This is a genomic window from Ruegeria sp. AD11(2025) (assembly GCF_056542405.1).
In genome coordinates, this window is sequence record NZ_JBQFZU010000031.1 from 18,888 (window position 1) to 37,839 (window position 18,952).

The 18,952-nt window shown below is 55.1% G+C and carries 19 protein-coding genes; 15 read left to right on the plus strand and 4 right to left on the minus strand.

Annotation, left to right across the window (positions count from 1 at the left end):
• Positions 1-72: 72 nt before the first annotated feature.
• From ACR1XY_RS20720 to ACR1XY_RS20730, 3 genes are all read left to right on the plus strand, one after another.
• On the plus strand, positions 73-1,647 hold the full coding sequence (locus tag ACR1XY_RS20720; protein ID WP_480596030.1) for a trypsin-like peptidase domain-containing protein: 1,575 nt from the start codon (positions 73-75) through the stop codon (positions 1,645-1,647).
• A gap of 341 nt (positions 1,648-1,988) precedes the next feature.
• Positions 1,989-2,852 (plus strand): LysR family transcriptional regulator, encoded by an 864-nt coding sequence (locus ACR1XY_RS20725; RefSeq protein ID WP_480596032.1) that lies wholly within the window; start codon positions 1,989-1,991, stop codon positions 2,850-2,852.
• 922 nt (positions 2,853-3,774) lie between these two features.
• On the plus strand, positions 3,775-4,326 hold the full coding sequence (locus ACR1XY_RS20730; protein ID WP_480596034.1) for a 2OG-Fe(II) oxygenase: 552 nt from the start codon (positions 3,775-3,777) through the stop codon (positions 4,324-4,326).
• Between the two features lie 205 nt (positions 4,327-4,531).
• Here ACR1XY_RS20730 and ACR1XY_RS20735 read toward each other — a convergent pair whose 3' ends face one another.
• Positions 4,532-5,842 carry an MFS transporter gene (locus tag ACR1XY_RS20735; RefSeq protein ID WP_480596036.1) on the minus strand — a complete coding sequence of 437 codons (1,311 nt, stop codon included), beginning with the start codon at positions 5,840-5,842 and terminating at the stop codon, positions 4,532-4,534.
• A 12-nt stretch (positions 5,843-5,854) separates the two neighbouring features.
• On the opposite strand from ACR1XY_RS20735, the gene ACR1XY_RS20740 reads away from it, so the two are divergent.
• A complete protein-coding gene (locus ACR1XY_RS20740) occupies positions 5,855-6,187 on the plus strand; it encodes a hypothetical protein (RefSeq protein WP_171135011.1) in 333 nt (110 codons plus the stop codon).
• Between the two features lie 12 nt (positions 6,188-6,199).
• Here ACR1XY_RS20740 and groL read toward each other — a convergent pair whose 3' ends face one another.
• The gene (gene groL, locus ACR1XY_RS20745) at positions 6,200-7,843 is read right to left on the minus strand and encodes a chaperonin GroEL (RefSeq protein WP_480596038.1); all 1,644 of its coding nucleotides are present in this window, start codon (positions 7,841-7,843) and stop codon (positions 6,200-6,202) included.
• Positions 7,844-7,894: 51 nt separating this feature from the next.
• Entirely contained in the window at positions 7,895-8,206 is a 312-nt protein-coding gene (gene groES, locus ACR1XY_RS20750) for a co-chaperone GroES (RefSeq protein WP_171127108.1), read from the minus strand.
• Positions 8,207-8,538: 332 nt separating this feature from the next.
• On the opposite strand from groES, the gene ACR1XY_RS20755 reads away from it, so the two are divergent.
• The 7 genes from ACR1XY_RS20755 to ACR1XY_RS20785 all read left to right on the plus strand — a co-directional run bounded on the left by ACR1XY_RS20755 (position 8,539) and on the right by ACR1XY_RS20785 (position 13,498).
• The gene (locus ACR1XY_RS20755) at positions 8,539-8,817 is read left to right on the plus strand and encodes a WGR domain-containing protein (protein ID WP_480596040.1); all 279 of its coding nucleotides are present in this window, start codon (positions 8,539-8,541) and stop codon (positions 8,815-8,817) included.
• Between the two features lie 523 nt (positions 8,818-9,340).
• Positions 9,341-9,745, plus strand: coding sequence for a DUF3768 domain-containing protein (locus tag ACR1XY_RS20760; RefSeq protein WP_480596042.1), 405 nt, complete (start codon positions 9,341-9,343; stop codon positions 9,743-9,745).
• Positions 9,746-9,848: 103 nt separating this feature from the next.
• Entirely contained in the window at positions 9,849-9,995 is a 147-nt protein-coding gene (locus ACR1XY_RS20765) for a hypothetical protein (protein ID WP_480596044.1), read from the plus strand.
• Positions 9,996-10,069: 74 nt separating this feature from the next.
• On the plus strand, positions 10,070-10,891 hold the full coding sequence (locus tag ACR1XY_RS20770; protein ID WP_480596046.1) for a ParB/RepB/Spo0J family partition protein: 822 nt from the start codon (positions 10,070-10,072) through the stop codon (positions 10,889-10,891).
• The gene (locus ACR1XY_RS20775; protein ID WP_480596048.1) at positions 10,892-11,935 is read left to right on the plus strand and encodes a hypothetical protein; all 1,044 of its coding nucleotides are present in this window, start codon (positions 10,892-10,894) and stop codon (positions 11,933-11,935) included. It abuts the gene before it with no gap.
• Between the two features lie 177 nt (positions 11,936-12,112).
• Positions 12,113-12,649, plus strand: coding sequence for a hypothetical protein (locus ACR1XY_RS20780; RefSeq protein WP_170591526.1), 537 nt, complete (start codon positions 12,113-12,115; stop codon positions 12,647-12,649).
• Between the two features lie 246 nt (positions 12,650-12,895).
• Positions 12,896-13,498, plus strand: coding sequence for a methyltransferase domain-containing protein (locus tag ACR1XY_RS20785; RefSeq protein ID WP_170591528.1), 603 nt, complete (start codon positions 12,896-12,898; stop codon positions 13,496-13,498).
• Positions 13,499-13,567: 69 nt separating this feature from the next.
• Here the strand turns inward: ACR1XY_RS20785 and ACR1XY_RS20790 are convergent, their stop codons facing one another.
• Positions 13,568-14,080, minus strand: a complete 513-nt coding sequence (locus ACR1XY_RS20790) for a class I SAM-dependent methyltransferase (RefSeq protein ID WP_170510954.1) — start codon at positions 14,078-14,080, stop codon at positions 13,568-13,570.
• Positions 14,081-14,757: 677 nt separating this feature from the next.
• Here ACR1XY_RS20790 and ACR1XY_RS20795 point away from each other — a divergent pair.
• The 4 genes from ACR1XY_RS20795 to ACR1XY_RS20810 all read left to right on the plus strand — a co-directional run bounded on the left by ACR1XY_RS20795 (position 14,758) and on the right by ACR1XY_RS20810 (position 18,807).
• Positions 14,758-14,958 (plus strand): hypothetical protein, encoded by a 201-nt coding sequence (locus ACR1XY_RS20795; protein ID WP_170591530.1) that lies wholly within the window; start codon positions 14,758-14,760, stop codon positions 14,956-14,958.
• Between the two features lie 472 nt (positions 14,959-15,430).
• On the plus strand, positions 15,431-15,850 hold the full coding sequence (locus tag ACR1XY_RS20800) for a ubiquitin-activating E1 family protein (protein WP_170510945.1): 420 nt from the start codon (positions 15,431-15,433) through the stop codon (positions 15,848-15,850).
• Entirely contained in the window at positions 15,847-17,682 is a 1,836-nt protein-coding gene (locus tag ACR1XY_RS20805) for a relaxase/mobilization nuclease domain-containing protein (RefSeq protein WP_480596052.1), read from the plus strand. Before ACR1XY_RS20800 ends, ACR1XY_RS20805 begins: the two co-directional genes overlap by 4 nt.
• Positions 17,683-17,769: 87 nt before the next feature.
• Positions 17,770-18,807 carry a hypothetical protein gene (locus ACR1XY_RS20810; RefSeq protein ID WP_480596054.1) on the plus strand — a complete coding sequence of 346 codons (1,038 nt, stop codon included), beginning with the start codon at positions 17,770-17,772 and terminating at the stop codon, positions 18,805-18,807.
• Positions 18,808-18,952 lie beyond the last annotated feature (145 nt).

Genomic DNA, 18,952 nt, shown 5'->3' on the forward strand with positions numbered 1-18,952 from the left:
CCAGAGTAGCTGTGGCGGCTTCATAGCCGCGCGTGATAAACTGCTTGCCACGCATAAGATCAGAGATGAACCATGCGGTTACCGGATGAAAGCGATACGGAATATGGATCGGGCAATGTCCGGGCATTTCTGGAAAGCTTGACCGGTCCGTCTCGCGGAACCGTGACCTGGCTTGTCGGCACCGCTTTGTCGGCTTCATTAGGTCAAGACCGTATCCTGAAGATAGGGCGGAAAGAGGATGTACCCCCACATGACGAAGATGTGGCGACCTTTCAATGGTCGCAAGGCGGTTACACGCTAAAGGCGCTGCCAGGCCGGGAAATCTGGGTCAATGGTCAAAAGACTGCTTCGGTAACTCTTAGAAATGGCGACATGATCGAGTTCGGTGAAAAGGGTCCCATGTCGCGCTATCGGGTATGTGACGTCTCATTCCCTGCACATCACACGGTCGAAGACATAATAAGTGACGCTTATGTGTATGCGCGCTCCAGCCGACGACCCTTCGCCAGCAAAATGTCCAGTGCGCTGCGCGAAGGCGGACGTCGGCTGGCCTCACAAACCACGGTTTTGTTCCGGGTTACTGTTATTGGTGTGCTTCTTCTAATCTTTGCCTTTGGCTATTTGCTTTTTCAGAACGACCGGAAGCTGGCGGACAGCCTTAAACAGGAATCTCTCAAGATCGAGGCGGTTGCTGTCATGCTTACGCAGACGCGAGAAGATGCACTGACGGCGGATGATCTGGTCGCGCTCAGAGAAGCGTTTGACAACCGGGTGATTTCCACCGAGCAGCGCCTTGGGACATTGGAAGAGCGCGTTGGTGCGTCCAGGCGGGTAATAACGGGCTCGACGCGATCCATTGCCTTTATCCAAGGGGCCTATGGATTGCGACAAACAGAAAGCGGCAAATTGCTGCGGCATGTGCTTGGCCCGGACGGGGAGAACCTAAAAACTCCATTCGGGAAACCGTGGATTGAGCCAGATGCGGCAGGCGCGCCGGCAGAGTTTCAGTTCACCGGGACCGGGTTTCTTTTGCAGGACACCTCTCTGTTGGTGACCAACCGTCATGTCGCCTTGCCCTGGACGACCGGGGATCGGGCACAGGCCCTGAAGGCAGCGGGGCTTGAAGCTGAGATACTTAGTCTGCTGGCTTATCTGCCAGAACAATTCGAGCCAATGGAAGCGGTATTGCTTAGGGCAAGCAAAACGGCCGATCTGGCGCTTCTGTCCGTTGATGCGAACCGTGTTCAAGGGCTTGGGCTTACACTGGCACCTGACCCGCCGCGTGCAGGTGAAGAAGTTTTCCTGCTTGGATTTCCAACTGGCCTAAAGGCCTTGATTGTGCAGGCCGGGCCGGATTTTCTGACAACGCTGGAGAGCGATGGCGCCGTCGATTTCTGGATGATTGCAAAACACCTTTCAGAGCAGAACAAGATCAGACCTCTGGCCAGCCGGGGGATCGTCGCCCAGACCAGTCCCGGTGCAGTCGTTTATGATGCTGAAACCACAACCGGTGGAAGCGGCGGGCCCGCCTTGAACCGAAACGGCGAGGTGGTTGCTATCAATGCCGCGATCTTACCGGAATTTGGCGGCTCCAACATCGGTGTTCCTGTATCGCACCTCAAAGTGCTTCTGGAGGAAATCCGGTAGCAGCCACTGGGGCGAAACTCTCGCTGGCTGTTACCGTCAAGAGAGATAGCTCAGAACTGTACCAGCTCTGCGCTTAGGTACGGTCTAAACATTGTGTGGATCGGGAACGCAGGCCAATACGTTCCCGATCAGCTGAGGCAGGTCGTGTAGCATGAAAGATGCTTCGCGCTGCCGGGAGCCGTTCTTCGACACTCACTTCGAGATGGGGGACTCTGAGACCCTGGGGTCGCAACCGAACAGCGGCAGCAGTTTCATGCTACGAGCCAAATCTGCCACATACTGTTTTAGTTGAATAGCGAAATTGCTTCATGCATTATATTTGAAAATCGAATAGATACTCCATGGATATTGAACTCGCGCGAACATTTCTGGCGATTGTCGAAACGGGCAGTTTTCTGGAGGCTGCCAACAAGGTTTACGTTACACAATCAACAGTGAGCATGCGCATTCGGTCGCTCGAACAACAGCTTGGACGACCAGTATTCGAGCGCGGAAAATCGGGTGCTACACTTACTCCGGCCGGGCACCGCTTTCATAAACACGCGCAGGCACTTGTCAGGTGCTGGACACAGGCCCGGATCGACGCCTCCCTGCCTGATGCGGTGGAAGCTGCTCTGGAAATCGGTGCTGTGCCCAGTTTGTGGGACGGGTTCCTGATCGACGCGATGCCAGAGTTTATGCAAGCGTTTCCGAATGTGGCCGTTCACGGGTCTACGGTTTCAACTGAAACACTGCTAAGCCAAACGACTGCGGGCGCGCTGGATTTGGCTGTGATGTATGATCCGCGGAACACTGTCGGGCTGACCGCAATGCAGTTGTTCGAAGATGATTTCGTACTCGTGAGCAGCGATTTCGATACCTCGCGAAGCCCATTTGAAGAAAACTATGTTCTAATCGACTGGGGGCCGGAGTTCCGTGCCGATCACCTGCTGAACTTTCCGGAAATTCCGACGCCAATGTTGCAGCTTGGAATTGGCACTCTTGGCCTGAACTACTTGAAAGCCCAGCCGGGAGCCGGATTTTTCCCCTGGCGGGTAGTAGCGCAGGAAGTCGAAACCGGTTGGTTGAGGGTGATTGAGGGTGCTCCTCGGTTTGCTTATGCCGCCTATGCCGTTTTTGCAGACGATGATCCTGAAAGCCTCCCCTGCAAGGCCGCCCAGCTATTGAGTGCCTTTGCAAAAGAACAGTTTCCCGTCACGGCCTGAGATGGCGGACTACTCGCGGCTTACCATGTAGAAGGCGAATTGTCAGTTTTCGGAAGCCTCCAGGGCTTCGGTTGCTGCGGGTTGCATTTTGCCAGACTCGAACATTGGACCTGCAGTAATCCTGACCATCAAAACGCTGCCCATGATGGCCCAGTACCTCCAACCAAAAGACCTGTGCAAACGCATTTTTCTCTCCACGGTCGTCCATCGAGACCAGAACAGTATAAGGAGGGATAGAAATCTGCCAAATCGTGGGGACTGACCCTTAAAGAGGCAATATACTGAAAACAAACATCTATTCAGATCATCGATAGCACAGTTGAGAAAAGATCATAAGGTTTGGCACTCCGAAAACGAAGATTGATCCCCTAAAATATCGAAGTAGAGGGAAAGGAGGTTTCGATGGATAGGCGTTGGATTAATCGCGTTACCGAGCACATAAGGCGTTTCATTGCGTCACAACGGTTCGGGATCGTGAAGCATTCGGCAGCAAAACCGCAGGATTTGCAAAGCCCACAAGATTGGAACGATGCCGCCGAGATACGGGACCCGTCCGAATTCGACCCGGAAAAAGAAAACCGGGAACGACGTTTGCGCCCGAGCGATTACGAATGGGAAGCAACCGGCGAACTTACTTGGCGCGGGCACAATCACCGATTCAAAGGAGGCTGAGGGGAACCCAAGGCCTAAACATTGGATATTTCAGTCACAGGTGACTCAAAACTCGCGTCCCCTGATCCCGCAACGCATACCGTTTGGGATCCGAGAACGTCTAGGGTGAATTCCAAATCCAGTTTCCTGGACGCAAAACAATTGAGATTGCAGAAAAATTACGTCGCTTTCAGTCTCTTAGGTCGAAAACAGCGCAGCGCCATCTGTGCGTTTTGGCAAAATTCAGTACCAATCAAAAATGGTGTACAGAATGCTGGAAGTTCATTCGATTCCCGGTGCATTTACCGCGCGGGAATGTGAGCAGATTATTGCTGCATCACAAAAAGCCCCGACGAACGAGGCTCTGCTTGTCGGGCAAAACAAGGATCACAATCTGCGCAGAGCGGATGTGACTTGGCTGGACGACGTCGATGACTCTGATTGGGTGATGTCACGCCTGATCAATCTGGTCCGTCGCTCCAACACCGACAAGTTTGGCTTCGATCTGAGCGAGTTCGCCGAAAGCCCGCAGATTGTCTGCTATAAAGCATCAGATGGTGGTCATTTTGCGTGGCATTCCGATATCGGCGACGGGCCAGTCGCCCGAAAAAGAAAGCTGTCGCTGGTCGTTCAACTCAGCAAACCCGGAATGTACGACGGCGGAGACTTGGAGATAATGCCGGGCGCTTATGCGGTAACGGCGAGCCGGCATCAGGGCAGCGCGACCATCTTTCCCAGCTTCTTGTTGCATCAGGTGACACCGGTTGAGAATGGTGATCGGTATTCGTTAACGGTCTGGGCGCATGGCCCGGCGTTTCGGTGATAATTTCCGTACTCGTTTGATTAAGAGTCCCAGGCTACATGGCTAACGATTCCTTTCGTATAGGAACAAGAGTCAAAAGAGTTAGGCTTGCCTTTAACATATTCGCTGAAATGGCAATTCTTGTAGTCCAACGTCTCTGCTAAATCTTGGAATCCGCACGGTACTGACGCCTGAGTTGTTTTGGTCACTCAGTGGCTGGCCTCTATTATGTATCCGTCGGTAAGTGACTGGCGACTGATTTCTCATGGACTAAGTTTGGCAGGCTCACCATATCAGAAGCAACTTTGCCAGCTTCCTTTGAAGTACTTTCGACAGATATGCGTGTCTGACCCAACCGGGGGTGCAGCTTACGAGCCAGAACCCACGTCCAAAGCAAACCTGCGCCACCTGCGGCGAACACGCCAGAGAGCGGTACCACGAGAAGAACCAGCCAGGCGGCACCAGGTGTAATAATACCCGAAACATCGCGAAAGCTCGCGTAAATTGCTGACATCTCAGTTCGCTCGGAGGGTTTGACTGCGAGAAGGAACGGCAAACCTGCGGAAACATCAAGCAGGATCAGGAAAATCGAGCCCATCATTAAGAACGCGATTGTGACTTCAGGGATTCCGAATGGAACTCCAGCAAAAAGAAATAGCAGCCCTGACATGAGGAATCCCGTTCTGACTGCTGCGCGCACCGAACTGCGCTGCATGAAACGAAGCATCAGTGGGGTGCAAAACAGGGCGGCATTGGAAATCGATAAAGCAATCCCTCCTAGCTGGCTACCAAGCCCGTTCTGAACCGCATAGATGGGCAGGTATACGACATATATCCACCACCCGCAGGAACGAACGACTGCGAATACCCATCCGGCGACCAATCGCGGTTGCGCAAAAAACCTACCGAAATAGGCGAACGGATTTGCGGGAGCGCATTGGCTTCTGGTGATGAGCCTGCCGTTTCCGAGGCGCATAACAAGAAAGATGAGCAGCATGACAATCGCAGCACCGGCCGCAATCAGGAACGGCGCAGGTTGCCACCATTCGTACAATATCGCGCCAAGCGCAGGGCCAGCCGTCCAACCCAGCGCACTGTAGAAAAGCCGAGATGTCTCAAAACGTCCCAGTTCAATCCTGGCAACATGGTCGAGTACATAGGCGTTGAAGCACACAAATGTCGTCACAACGGCGAAAGTCGTGAGTGCGAGCCCCGCAATAACGGCAGCAGGGGTCGCAACGGTCGTCACAACCGCACCTGCGACGTACGAAAGAGTGCCGAACACATAGACCCATCTCCTTGGGACAAACCGGATCAGGTAAGGAACCAGAAGACCGATCAAAAGTGAAACTGCGCCAATGGCGAAATAAATTTCGGATACAAATCGCGCATCCTTCAGCGCGTTGTATATCGCTACCGGAAAGACAGAGATCAAAATACCCCTGGCAATCGCCTCTGTACCCGCCAGAATGGCGAATCCCCGCACACTGGGTGCTGGCGCATGGCGAAGCCATTCTGGTATTCGGCGTTCGTGCATGAGAAATGCTCAATGGACTGGGAATCAGTCAAACCTGTTTCCTCATTTTTTCTCTCCTGGCAGCGACCCGATGTCGTTTTTGCTAATCGTGTAAGTTACAAAAATTCCATAACTGAATTTCGTTTTTTCTTTTTGGGAACCCGCTTCGCTGGCGTTCAATTTTCAACGCTGATTACAGCGAAGGGATTGCTTGAACTCGGGCTGGATTTTCGAATGGAGCATTGCGACCATCAATTTGGAAAAGAATGCTGGCAGGGCGGTCAGCATTTCAGCGGGTTGGTCGGTGGTTGCAGCGCCATAAACGAAACGAGGCCGCCCGAAGGCGACCCCGTCCATATGCACTAAGGCTTCAGCAGCTTACATCATGCCACCCATACCGCCCATGTCGGGCATGCCGCCGCCGGCAGGCGCGCCTTCTTTGGCGGGCTTGTCTGCAACCATCGCTTCGGTCGTGACCAGCAGACCTGCAACCGATGCCGCGTCTTCCAGAGCAGTACGGACAACTTTGGCTGGATCGATCACACCGAACGAGAACATGTCGCCATATTCTTCGGTCTGCGCGTTGAAGCCAAACGCAGCGTCGTCGCTTTCACGAACCTTGCCAGCAACAACCGCGCCGTCGACGCCTGCGTTCTCGGCGATCTGACGCAGAGGCGCTTCGATTGCCTTACGAACGATGTTGATACCTGCGTCCTGATCAGCGTTTGCGCCTTTCAGAGTCTCCAGAGCTTTACCGGCCTGAACCAGAGCAACACCGCCGCCAACGACCACGCCTTCCTGAACAGCAGCGCGGGTTGCGTTCAGAGCATCGTCGACACGGTCCTTACGCTCTTTCACTTCAACTTCAGTCATGCCGCCAACGCGGATAACGGCAACACCGCCTGCCAGTTTGGCAACGCGCTCCTGCAGCTTCTCACGGTCGTAGTCGCTGGTGGTTTCTTCGATCTGGGTGCGGATCTGAGCAACACGTGCTTCGATCTCGGCCTTCTCGCCAGCACCGTCGACGATGGTGGTTTCGTCTTTGGTGATTTCGATTTTCTTGGCGGTGCCCAGCATGTCCATGGTCACGGACTCGAGCTTCATGCCCAGATCTTCGCTGATAACCTGACCGCCGGTCAGGATTGCGATGTCCTGCAGCATGGCTTTGCGGCGATCGCCGAAGCCCGGTGCTTTGACAGCAGCAATTTTCAGGCCGCCGCGCAGTTTGTTGACAACCAGAGTTGCCAGCGCTTCGCCTTCAACGTCTTCCGCGATGATCAGCAGCGGCTTTTGCGACTGGATCACCTGCTCGAGCAGCGGAACCATCGGCTGCAGCGAAGACAGTTTCTTTTCGTGCAGCAGGATCATGCAGTCGTCGAGTTCTGCAATCATCTTGTCTGCGTTGGTGACGAAGTAAGGCGACAGGTAGCCACGGTCGAACTGCATACCTTCGACAACATCGGTCTCGGTTTCCAGACCTTTGTTTTCTTCGACGGTGATAACGCCTTCGTTGCCAACTTTCTGCATCGCGTCTGCGATCTGCTGGCCGATTTCGGCTTCGCCGTTGGCCGAGATGGTGCCAACCTGAGCAACTTCAGCGCTGTCTTTAACTTCACGCGAAGCGTCTTTGATGCCTTCGACAACCTTGGCAGTTGCCAGGTCGATGCCGCGCTTCAGGTCCATCGGGTTCAGACCAGCAGCAACCTGCTTCAGACCTTCGCGAACGATGGCTTGAGCCAAAACGGTTGCAGTGGTGGTGCCGTCACCGGCTTCGTCATTGGTGCGGCTGGCGACTTCTTTCACCATCTGCGCGCCCATGTTTTCGAACTTGTCTTCCAGTTCGATGTCTTTGGCAACGGTTACGCCATCCTTGGTGATACGCGGCGCGCCGAAGGATTTGTCCAGAACCACGTTGCGGCCTTTGGGGCCCAGCGTCACTTTAACGGCATCAGCCAAAATATTTACACCGCGCAACATGCGATTGCGGGCATCGGTCGTAAACTTGACGTCTTTAGCAGCCATGTGACTTGCTCCTTAGTATGTTGTTTGTTGTTACCTGGTGAACCTGAGGCGTCAGGCGGCTTTTGCCGCGGCAGAATCCTCGATGATCCCCATGATGTCGCTTTCTTTCATGATCAACAGTTCTTCACCGCCGATGTTGACTTCGGTGCCCGACCATTTGCCGAACAGGATCCGGTCACCTACGGAAACGGCCATTGCGATCAGCTCGCCGTTGTCCTTGCGTGCGCCTTCGCCGACTGCAACAACTTCGCCTTCGCTGGGCTTTTCTTTTGCGCTGTCTGGAATGAGCAGGCCGCCAGCGGTTTTTTCTTCGCTCTCAACGCGACGAACCAGCACACGGTCATGTAGAGGTTTGAAGGCCATTCTGAATTCTCCTCAATTGGCGATTCATCCTATTAGCGCTCCCTGTTGAAGAGTGCTAACAAGCGGGATTTTGGAAAGAAACAGCACCGTTTCAAGAGGTATAAAGAAAAAAATCTTTACGCGAAGTCAAAAGAGAATTGTTGTGTTTGTTTTCAGAGCATTACCGTTGATGAAGTGTCTCGATATTCGGTCATCAATTTCGAAACAACCTCGTTATCACATCAGCGGTCGAGCAGGGTAAAATCTCTTGTCGATCGGTGGGGCTTTTCCCAGGTGTCAAAAAGGTAAAGAATCCTTACCTTACAATTGATCTCGCAAAGTCATTGGACAGGATGGCTGAGTTCACCGACAATCGCGTCATGGAACTGACGGCAACCACACCTGTCCACCTGATCCATGTGGACCCGGACGTCAACATGGCGCGGTTCTATGGAATAGAATTGCAGGCGACGCTGTTTGGCGAAGTGTCCGTCCTTCGTACCTGGGGGCGTATTGGCACAAACGGGCAAGCCATGATGGTGACATATGATGACGAAGCCCAGGCCGGTGAAGCGCTCCAAAACCTCGAAAAGCAAAAGCGCCGTCGAGGGTATGTTCCGGTCGGTGAGTGACTTCGGGTTGTAATCTGTTTCCGTAGCAAATCCCGAGCCTGCTGGCTCGTGAGCGGGCTCTAGGTTTCAGCCGGCATGCCGGCTTCCACCCAGAACACCCCAGCATGATCTCCCTGAGCCAGTAGCCCCTGAACCGTCTCTTGCGAGCCGGCGCAGGGGCTTTGGGTCATGGTCGCTCCATGCCGTGGTGATCTGCCCTCCGGGTGACGATCCCTTTTGCACTCCCTCAGGATCGAAGATCCTCTGGCTTCTTTTGTTGGTCAGGCGGGATTTGGACAAGCCAAACGCCGCCTTCCGGCAGGGGGAAGGCGCGGCCTCCCCCCTCGGACAAGACAAATAGACAAGACCGTGTCCTCGCGCGTTGCGCTGCGGGCCGCACCACTCTTGTCGATTTGTCCTGTCTCGCCCCTCTCCGCGTTCGCCACGGGGCAGGTTTTAGAGACGACGCCCTTTCAGGGCCCGGCTCAAAACCAGCACCAAAAGGGATCAGCCCCGAAGGTCGCACACAAAAGGAGAGACGGTTTTGAACAGTGAAGCAACAAAAGACATCGAGAATGACACGAGCCTTCAGGCTGCAGAGATTGCGGTCCAGAATGATCTGTTTCGGAAAGCCCTGATCGATCCGACTGCAGCGATTGAGATGCACTCCAAGGGCATTCAGGGTCAGGTTTTTGTCACGCCAGGCGTGTCAGGCGAAGGGGTGGAGTTTCAGACTACGGCTTTGGCTGCAGTGGCGTCGGATGACCAGTTCGACGAGGGCAATGATCCTTATGGCGATCACACTTTCGGAACGGTGACGGTCAGCGGCCAAAAGCTGTTCTGGAAAATCGATCTTTATGACGCGGATTACAAATACGGGTCCGAGCGTCCCTTTGACACGTCAGTGACGCGGCGCGTCCTGACCATCATGTGCCCCAGCGAATATTGAGACCAGCCCTGTCCCAACGGGGCAGGGTCTGCATGCGCAACCCGCGCAGGAAAGGTCCCTCTCGGGACATGCAAGCATGCCCTGCCGGGCAGCGGGTGAACCAATGCCCGCAAACATCGGAAAGGAGGTGATGAAAATAAGTCAGAAAACCTTGCAGCGACGACGGCGCGAAGCCGTTGAGCTGGTCAAGAAGGGAGGTCTCTCCGCCAAGATCGGCCTCGCCTTCTTGAAACAACACGCAGCCGCCTAGGCGGCCCCGCTCTACCCCGGAAGGGGTAGGGCACCCTTAACACGAAGCGAAACACTCAAACAAGGATTTGCCCCATGAGCAAAGTCGAAACATTCACCGCACCGGAAACCATTGAAACCATAGCTCTGTCCGATCTCTACCTGTCCGATCTGAACCCGCGTCAGGACGTTGCCGAGGAAGGGATTGCCTTGCTGGCCGACAGTCTGCTCATGTGTGGCCTGATCCAGAACCTCAGCGGCCTGCGTGATGCAGATGGAAAGGTTGCCATCGTTGCCGGTGGTCGCCGCCTGCGGGCTCTGAATATCGCCGTGACCGAGCGCGCCGATCTGGCACAGGTTCCCGTGAAAGTCACAGACAATCCGTTTGTGGCCGAGCAATGGGCCAATGCGGAAAACACCGCCCGGGAAGAACTGGACCCGGTGGACGAGGTCCGCGCCTATGGCAAGATGGCCGAGAAATCCCTGTCTGTTGCCAAGATCAGCAATGCGTTTGGCGTGACCGAGGCGCATGTGCGCCGTCGCCTCGCACTGGCAGGTTTGCCCGCCGCTGTATTGGATGCGCTTAAGGCGGGTGAGATCAGTATAGGCCTGGCCAAGGCCATGACCGTCAGCACCGAAGAAGATAAAATTCTGGAGGTTCTGGAACAGGCTAAAGAGTGTCGGTGGTTCAGTGAGCATGATGTCAAACAGGCCCTGACATCTGAGGCTGTCAGCAGCACCAACCGCAAGGCTGTGTTTGTGGGGCAGGAGGCTTATGTTGAAGCAGGCGGCACGGTCACCGCTGATCTCTTCGCTGATGAAACCCTGTTCAATCAAGGCGCGCTACTGGATCATCTGTTTGCTGAGAAACTGGCGGCAGAAGCAGCAAAGCTACGCGAAGCAGAAGGCTGGGACTGAGTGGACACCCATGAAGACAGCTACATTCCGTATGGGTTTTCGGGCATCGAAGGTATGCACCGTCTGGAGATGGTGAGCCGGGAGTTCACCAAAGAACAGGCCGAGCGGTATGACGAACTTGTCGAACTCTATGAGGCAGAGGCTCTGGACGCGGATGGTGAAAAGGAGCTGGTCGCGCTCGAGGACTATGCAGCACCCTTCTATTCCGACGATCAGCGCAAGCTGTCCGGTGTGTTTGTCTATGTCGGCAACAACGGCGAGATCAAAACATCCTCAGCCTATGTCGCGGATGAACATGTGCAGGCCGCCATTGAGGTCGGCGTTCTGGCCCCGGTCAAAGAGACAAAGACCAAGGAGGCACCAAAACCGGCCTATTCGCAGAAGTTCATTGATGACATGGTGGCCATCCGTCTGGCGGCAATTCAAACGGCTTTGCTGGACAAACCTGATTATGTGCTGAGCCTGTTTGCCTTCTCCGCAACCCCGGCCTCCGGTCTGACCAGCAACCTGTTTGGGTTTGGCTATGGTGGCGCCGAGCGGAACACGCCGGAAATCGATGATCAGTTCATCCTCGACCCGCGTCTTGGCGGGGAGCGGGATGAAGCGGCAGAGGCAGCCTATGACCAGTTTCAGGAAATGGCCGCACAAGGCAGCGCGGAGGCGTTCAAAGCGTTTCGCGAGCTGGGCAAGAAGACCCGTAATGGAGAGATCACGGGTTTTCTGGCCCGGCGGTTCCTGACCCAACGCCCGGAGTTCATGGCCGAGATCGAGGCTGAGATTGGCGCAGACATGCGCGCGATCTGGACCCCGTCGGCCGAGAACTGCTTCAAACGCTTGAAAGGCTGGCAGCTGGATGATCTCTACAAACACCTGCTGGACCTGCATGTGGACACCGACGCCTTCAAAGCCTTCGCGAAATCCAAGAAGGGCGCGAAGAACGACGCGCTGCACAAGCTGTTCAACGACAACGCGCATCAGGCCGCATTGGCTGTGACCGAGGCACAGAAAGCCCGGATCGATGCTTGGGTGCCGGATTGCTTCTGAACCTAACGGGGCAGGGTGCGTTGCGCCCTGCCTATCAATCTCTGGCTGTGTCAGCCTCAATGATGAAAACTCAAAGTGGCATTGCGCAAACACCCCGTCGCGCATAGCTATCAGAGGTCGGTCACCCGGCTCATTTTCTAAAGCGATCACTTGATCAGAACGGATTTGGTAAGACCCATGGATACCTCATCGAACAAGCTCGAGAAAGCCGCCCGCCGCGTTTGGAAATCCGCGCAGATGTTTGTCGGGTTTCATACGGATCAGAAAGGCAAGCCGCGCGAACAGCCTAAGCTCTGGCCGCCCAAAAACGGGAGCGCGTCAATCCATGGTGACCCCAGCGCACAGGAAGCGATTGTTGTGGTGAAAGCCGCTGATCCGGAAGCCGCACAGGATGTGCAGATTAAGCTGCATCCAAACCGCATTGTTGTGCGCCGGGACGCGGATATGTGGTGGCAAGGCGTGGCGGTGGATGAGCATTCCGTGACGGTCCGCATGGCCGACAACACGATCATTGAAATCCGCCATGACGGATCGGTGAAGCGCCGCTCGGCGGAAGATGAAACCCATGTCGAAGCCGATGGCAGCATCTTCAAGTTCACCGAATTTGCCGAGGCGCATATGACAGGTGACGGGGTGGAAATGACCCGCCGTACCGAGGATCGCATTGCCACAATCACGGCCGACGGTGTTGTCGATCGCGCGCGCAAGCGTTAGCCTGTCTTCAATACCTCGAGACTTCCCTTTGGTTAAACTTGCGGCCCGCTTCGGTGGGCCTCTTTCTTGCGGGAAAGACTGTCAGCAGAGGCTTGCCGAAGTCGCCTCTATTCCCTCCACATGCCGTTCCAAATCCATGTTGACTGTTCTCGCCGACCTAGCCAATGTCGCGCGTTCGTATCGATGCGTCTGCCCCAGCGCACATGTGTTGGAGCCGGTGCAAACCATCAAGGAAACACAAGCAACATGACCGATGACTGGAACGACTATGCCGATGGTTGGGACGACAATGACGACGTCAGACGCTACGCGAGTCGCGCTTTCACCACGCTGGACGAGCACTTGGATATTCGCGGGAAGTACTGGCGATCAAAGCGCGTGCTCGACTTTGGATGTGGCACCGGATTGCTGGCGGAAAAAATTGCGCCTTTTGTGGAGGAAGTTGTCGCAGTTGATACCTCGGAGAATATGATTGCCGTCCTGCAGGAAAAGCAGCTGCACAATGTTAGAGCAGTTCATGGAGATATTCTGGCTGGAGATGTTTCGGGGCTCGAGAACGGGTTTTCAGATTTCGATTTGATCTGCGCGTCTTCCGTGTGCGCCTTTCTCCCAGACTACAGTGGCGCTGTGGCGGTGCTGGCGGGTTTGCTCAACAAGGGGGGACATTTCGTTCAGTGGGATTGGCATGCGTCAGATGATGACGGATTTGGGTTGACGCCGAATCAAATGAAGGCCGCGCTGGAGGCGGCAACGCTTGGTTCAATTCGGGTCGAACAGATATTTGAGTTCAAATCTGAGGAGCAGGTCATGCCTGTTCTGATAGGAGCAGGGGTTCGAAATACGGAATGATCTTGTGTTTGGATGCGTGAACAAGCATTGCGTCCAATTAGCCAGCCATTGTTGTAAATCCGGGTGCGCTCAAGATTTTCGGATGAACAAGTATCCCTTTTGGGAAAGCTCCGTACTCCAGTTTGATTGGTGAGACTGGATTACGTCTTTGAACCCTTTGATGTTGGATGCCTCGTCAGCGATCAGAAGCCAGCCGCCATCTTCGACATGATTGAGCAACCGTTCCAATACGGTCTTCTGCAATGCCTCGGAGAGCATATGTAAGGTTCGGTCTATCAAAACCACATCAAATTTGCCTTTTGGCACGTATGCGGTGACGTCAGCCACAGTGCCCTCCACCACAAGTTTTTCTGATTTGGCCGCGCTGATCAGTTGCTGGATGCCGTTTGGAGAAATATCCACGCCAACGACATGGTGACCAAGCCGGGCGATGAACAGCGCGTCTCTGCCTTGACCGCAGCCAATGTCGAGAACACGCGCGCCGGTTTGATCAAACTGATCAAAAAAGTCGACGAATACCTGTGTGGGTTCGCCAAGTGCGTTTGGTTGTTCACCATAGAGTTTGTCGTAATTGTAAGCCATGAATCGGCGGATAGTAGATTTGGCCGCTGAATGCTAAGTGAAATATTTCGTGATCGTTGGCTGTTCCTTTCGACCGCGTCGAAAGCCTAGGTTCGGGCGGTTCTTCTTGGGCTGTGAGGCTCAAACTCAAGTGTTTGCTGCCGTCTTTTGCCCAACCCGCCCCGCTAAATTGAGTCCGTCTGTTAACCTGATCCACGCAAGCGCGGATCAGGGCCGGACCGTCCTGTCTTTGGCCTCCGCCCGTTGAAAAGCGCGACTTTTGCCACCGGTGATCGTCCGTCTTTTGCCACGAAGGTCATACCGATCCGCAAAGGCCACCCGCACTCCAAATTGAGCACTGCGCCCGTGTCGGACCGAGGCGATGTTGCCGCCATAAACCACATCGCATTGTTCAGATGGTCCGCGCGCAGCGATCCCAGAAAGTCTTGCCTATTCACTTGGCCCGACAGGTTCAACCTCGTTGCTGGAGATGATCCTCGGCTGCCGTGTTTCTGAAGGGATGAACATAAGCGGGTAGTCGGGGAAGACGCGCGGTGCCCGGACCGGGCACCGCGCTTCAACAAGGAATTTCCCCTGCGCCTGCGGCGCATTCCGCGCGGACCAAATTCCCTGCTGACGTCCCCTTGATGCCCGCTTTTCCCATGTTCATCGAAACACGCCATAGCGAGGATCAAACAATGGCAACTCAAACTCTGAAACTGAACGTCAAGACCGGTGAAAAAGAAGGCAAGACTTTCTGGGATCGGTGCGGGGTTCTCTTCGTCAACACCGATGAGACAGGCAACATCACCTCGATCCAGGTCAAGCACAGCATGTTCCCCGGCGTTGAGATGGTGGCCTTCCCGAAGCGCACCGATGACGAGCCCGTCACCGAATGACGAGAGGGCAGGGCGGCGCAAGCCGCCCTTTCTTCTGCTCCGGCCAGAGGCCGGAGCACATATGCGCCATGCGTGGCGCGCGGTCCAAAGACCGGGCAGGGACTCTGCCCTGCCTTAACGCGGCAGTTCGCACCCCTGCTACACCCGCCGCGCGAGCGGCGGGAAACAGAGCGCGCTGAGGCGCGCGAATAATGCCATACTGACCTTGAACGTGCCGGTATGTGACGGGCGCCGTTCGGGCAGCCCATGCGGTGCATGATTGCCCTGCGCCAGTCCACCGGCACCCACGCCTGCTGGCTGGAAAAGGGGCGGGACCCTTTTCCCGGCGTGGAGATTGCCTCCAAGAGCAAAACTGTTCCGAGGGCAATTTTAGAAAATGCGGATTTCTAAAATCACCCCCGGTTTCCTCTTGGAGAGTATGACAGGATAAGGTAGTTGTGTTACAAACTGAAAATACAACCAGAGGTATGCATTGAGCAAGCCCGCCGATACCACTGTCTTTTCCGTACGCTTGCCAGTGGATGCGCTGGAGCGTTTGGAGGCAGCTGTAAGTGTGCTGGGAGCCAAGAGCCGCAATCAGATCATCCAGCGTCTGATCTATCGGTTGATCGGTTATCTCGATCCCGACCCTGCTGTTGTGGATCTCTGGCAGAAGCACTTGCGGCAGGTTCAGGGTGGATACACCAACCTCAATCAGCTTGCGAAATCGGCCAAGCGCGGCACGGTCATCTGGACGGATGACGACCGCCGCGACGTCGAAAATCTCCATCGTGCGATCATCCAGCACCGGCAAGACTTGAAGGCGATGATCACTGCCGCCCGCCGAAGCCGAGAGCCTGAATCCGCCATTCGCCGGATCTTGCGCGACGACGATTGGACACCAGAAAAATGAACGCCGCAGCCCGTGATCTGACAGCCGGAGACTTCCTGGAACTTGCCTTCCGTGAGGCTCAGAAGGGTGTCGATCGTTCCAAGCGGATCAATCAGCAGCTGCAGATCGCAAAGCGCATGAAGTTCATGGTTTCGCGGTCCTCATCCATCAAGGCGCGGCTTGGTGCCGTGGTTGGAAAGCCCGAGGCGGTTGTGAAACACGTCCGCAAAGGTGGAGTAAAAAACGCGCATGAGCTGCGCCGCCAGATCAACTATCTGACCGTCCGGGCAGAGGGTGTGTTGGACATCCGAGACAATGGCGTGACCCCGCTCGATGCGGATCAGGTCAGTGATTTGATCGAGACTTGGGCCGAGGATTTCAATGGGAAAACCAACTACGGTTACACCCGTCACATGATCGTTTCTTTTCCCGAAGGCACCTATCCGGATGCCGCTCATGAGGCCGGTTTAGAGTTCGCAGATCGGCTATTTGGCAGCGGTGATTTTGGCGATACCTGGGACTACCTGACAGTGTTCCATAACGACACTGACAACCCCCATGTCCACATCGTTGTGAACAACCGAGGCGTCGAGCATGGGCAATGGTTGGCTATGGGTATGAGCAGCGAAATGAACATCGACGTCCAGCGCTCTATCCAGGTCGAGGTTGCAGAGGAATACGGTATTGAGCTGACCGCGACGACCCGCCTTGAGCGCGGTTTGCGGCAGGAAGTTGAGACCGATACGTGGAAAGTTCAGGCCGGAATGTCGGTTGTTGAAAGCACCCCGGAAGTCGAAGTTACGGCCCGCGACATGGCCGGTGATGTGATGACCCTATCCATCGCAAGAATGTCGGATCTGTTTGATGAGCGCGCCAACGCCGTCAAAGACCGGATCGAAGAGTTTGCCATCCAACTCGTTGAAAGTGAGGAACCTATGGTATCGAGAATGGAACATCTACTAGATCAGGCCCATCATTTTGATGACTATGGCGAGCCTGGAGACCCGTCTTATGTGTCGCCCGAAGTCATGAGCAATTTGCGGCGACACATCGAATTAGGCGGTTCTGAGGAAACGATTACACCCGAGCTGAAGGCGCAGGTTGTTGCCCATATCAGCGACGTTCGGGACAACGAACAGAGCCATCCGTATCTGTCTGCCCTTGCTGATATTGTCGATGACAAAGAGTTCCAGGCGTCCGCAGATTATGCCCCGGCAGCACGCCGCTACGAGGTCTATATGCAGGACACCTTGGGCGAGGGGGCCTATGAGGACTTCCAGACTCAGACCAAAGAATTGCTGCAATCCATCGACAAGATGGAAGGGCTGGCCCGTGAGGTTGACGACCCTCATCTGCGTGTCGCAATGGATATTCAGATTGGTGAGCTGAAGGGCGACGTTGCGGATCTGCGCACCAACGATCCGGACCTTCAAGCCTTCATCCTCGAGGACCGCCGCTATTCAACGATGATGGGAATGGGCACCGCCGAAATGGATGTCTTGGATTATCCAAAGGCCGAACAGTGGGCGGCGATCCGCAAGGAAGTCACCGACACGGCCAGCAGCTACGGCCTCGATGGCGAGGCATTTGTTGCCCGCTTTGGCGACCATCACAACGTCACTTTGGGCACTACAATGGGATGGCGCAGCGACGACATTTCAACCGCCGCAGCCCACTTCCAGGCTCAAGGATTGTCGGACAGCCACGACCGCGCGGAGGTCGTTGTTGACGAGCTGCACCAGCTTGCTTCTTCCAGGATCATCGCAATCTCAGAAGAACTCTCGGACGTTCACGCCCACGCAACGCACCCGCTCTTGCAAGGGCGCGGCGACGATGACGGACACAGCTTATAAGGTTTTCACCCGGTCTGCCTAATGAGCGCGCCAACGCCCCAGGCAGATCCAACACAGAGTTTTCCATCAACTCGCAAAGGAAAAACTATGGTTTCGCGTACAGACTATCTTTTGAACGAAGTCAAACACTTCGCACCCTATTCCAAATTTGATCAATCCGCCCCGCGCGAGGATCGCGTTTCAGAGCAGATCGACATCATCATGAAAGAGCAGCAGGCGATGGGCTATGATCGTGCAGCCATCGCTTCAAAGAGCTTCGACATCGAGGACCAGGCCAACCGCCGTGTTGACGAACATACGGCGCAACAAGATTTGGTCGAAGAACTGAAAATCGAATTGGAGGCTGCGGAGCGATCGGGGGAGCCGGTTGATCTGAACGATATGCAGGCTTTGGTTTCTCAGCACATGAACGATGCTCAGGAATACGACCTGTATCATCCCTACTATTCGTCCCTTGCTGACCTGTCCGGCGACAAAGGTTTTCAGGATTCCGACGACTACCAGTCGCCCGGTGATCGCTATGTTCAGTATATGCAATCCGCTCTGGGTCAGGCCGGTTTCGAGAACTACGAACAGCAGACCAAGGACATTGTGAACTCCATCGAGAACATGGAGGCTCTTGCACGTGAGGTCGAAGATCCGCATCTGCGTGCCGCAATGGACGTGCAGATCGGAGAGCTGAAGGGCGATGTTGCCGAGCTACGCCCATACGACACCGACCTGCAGGCGTACACTGTTGCTGACGACAGTTACACCACATCCATGAATGCGGCCGAGTTGGACAACTTGGACCCGACAGAAGCCGAAAAGTGGCTGGCTGTGCGTGATGACATTGTGGCGACCGCCAACAGCTTCGGTCTCGACGGAAACAAGTTCCTGGCCCGCTATAACGATCATGACAGCGTTTCAGTCGGCACCACGGCGACTTGGCGAGACGCGGACATTTCCACCGCTGCCGCCCATTTTAATAGCCAAGGCGTTCCGGACAGCTACGAGCGCGCCGAGGCCGTTGTCGGTGAGCTGCATCAAGTTTCATCCAGCAAGATTGCCGCCGTGGTGCAAGAGATTGCCCATACCCGCGAACAGGCTACCCACGTCCATGAGTATGATGGACACAGTCTGTAATTGCCGAGCAGAAGGTATTTATTGATGCAACAGGGCTAAATTCAGGCTCGGCGCAAAACAGGGCGGGATGGAATCTTCCGTACAGGATTTTTGGAAAACGACCCTTCGCTGCCGTTGACGTGTGCGACCGCAACGCGGGACAGAG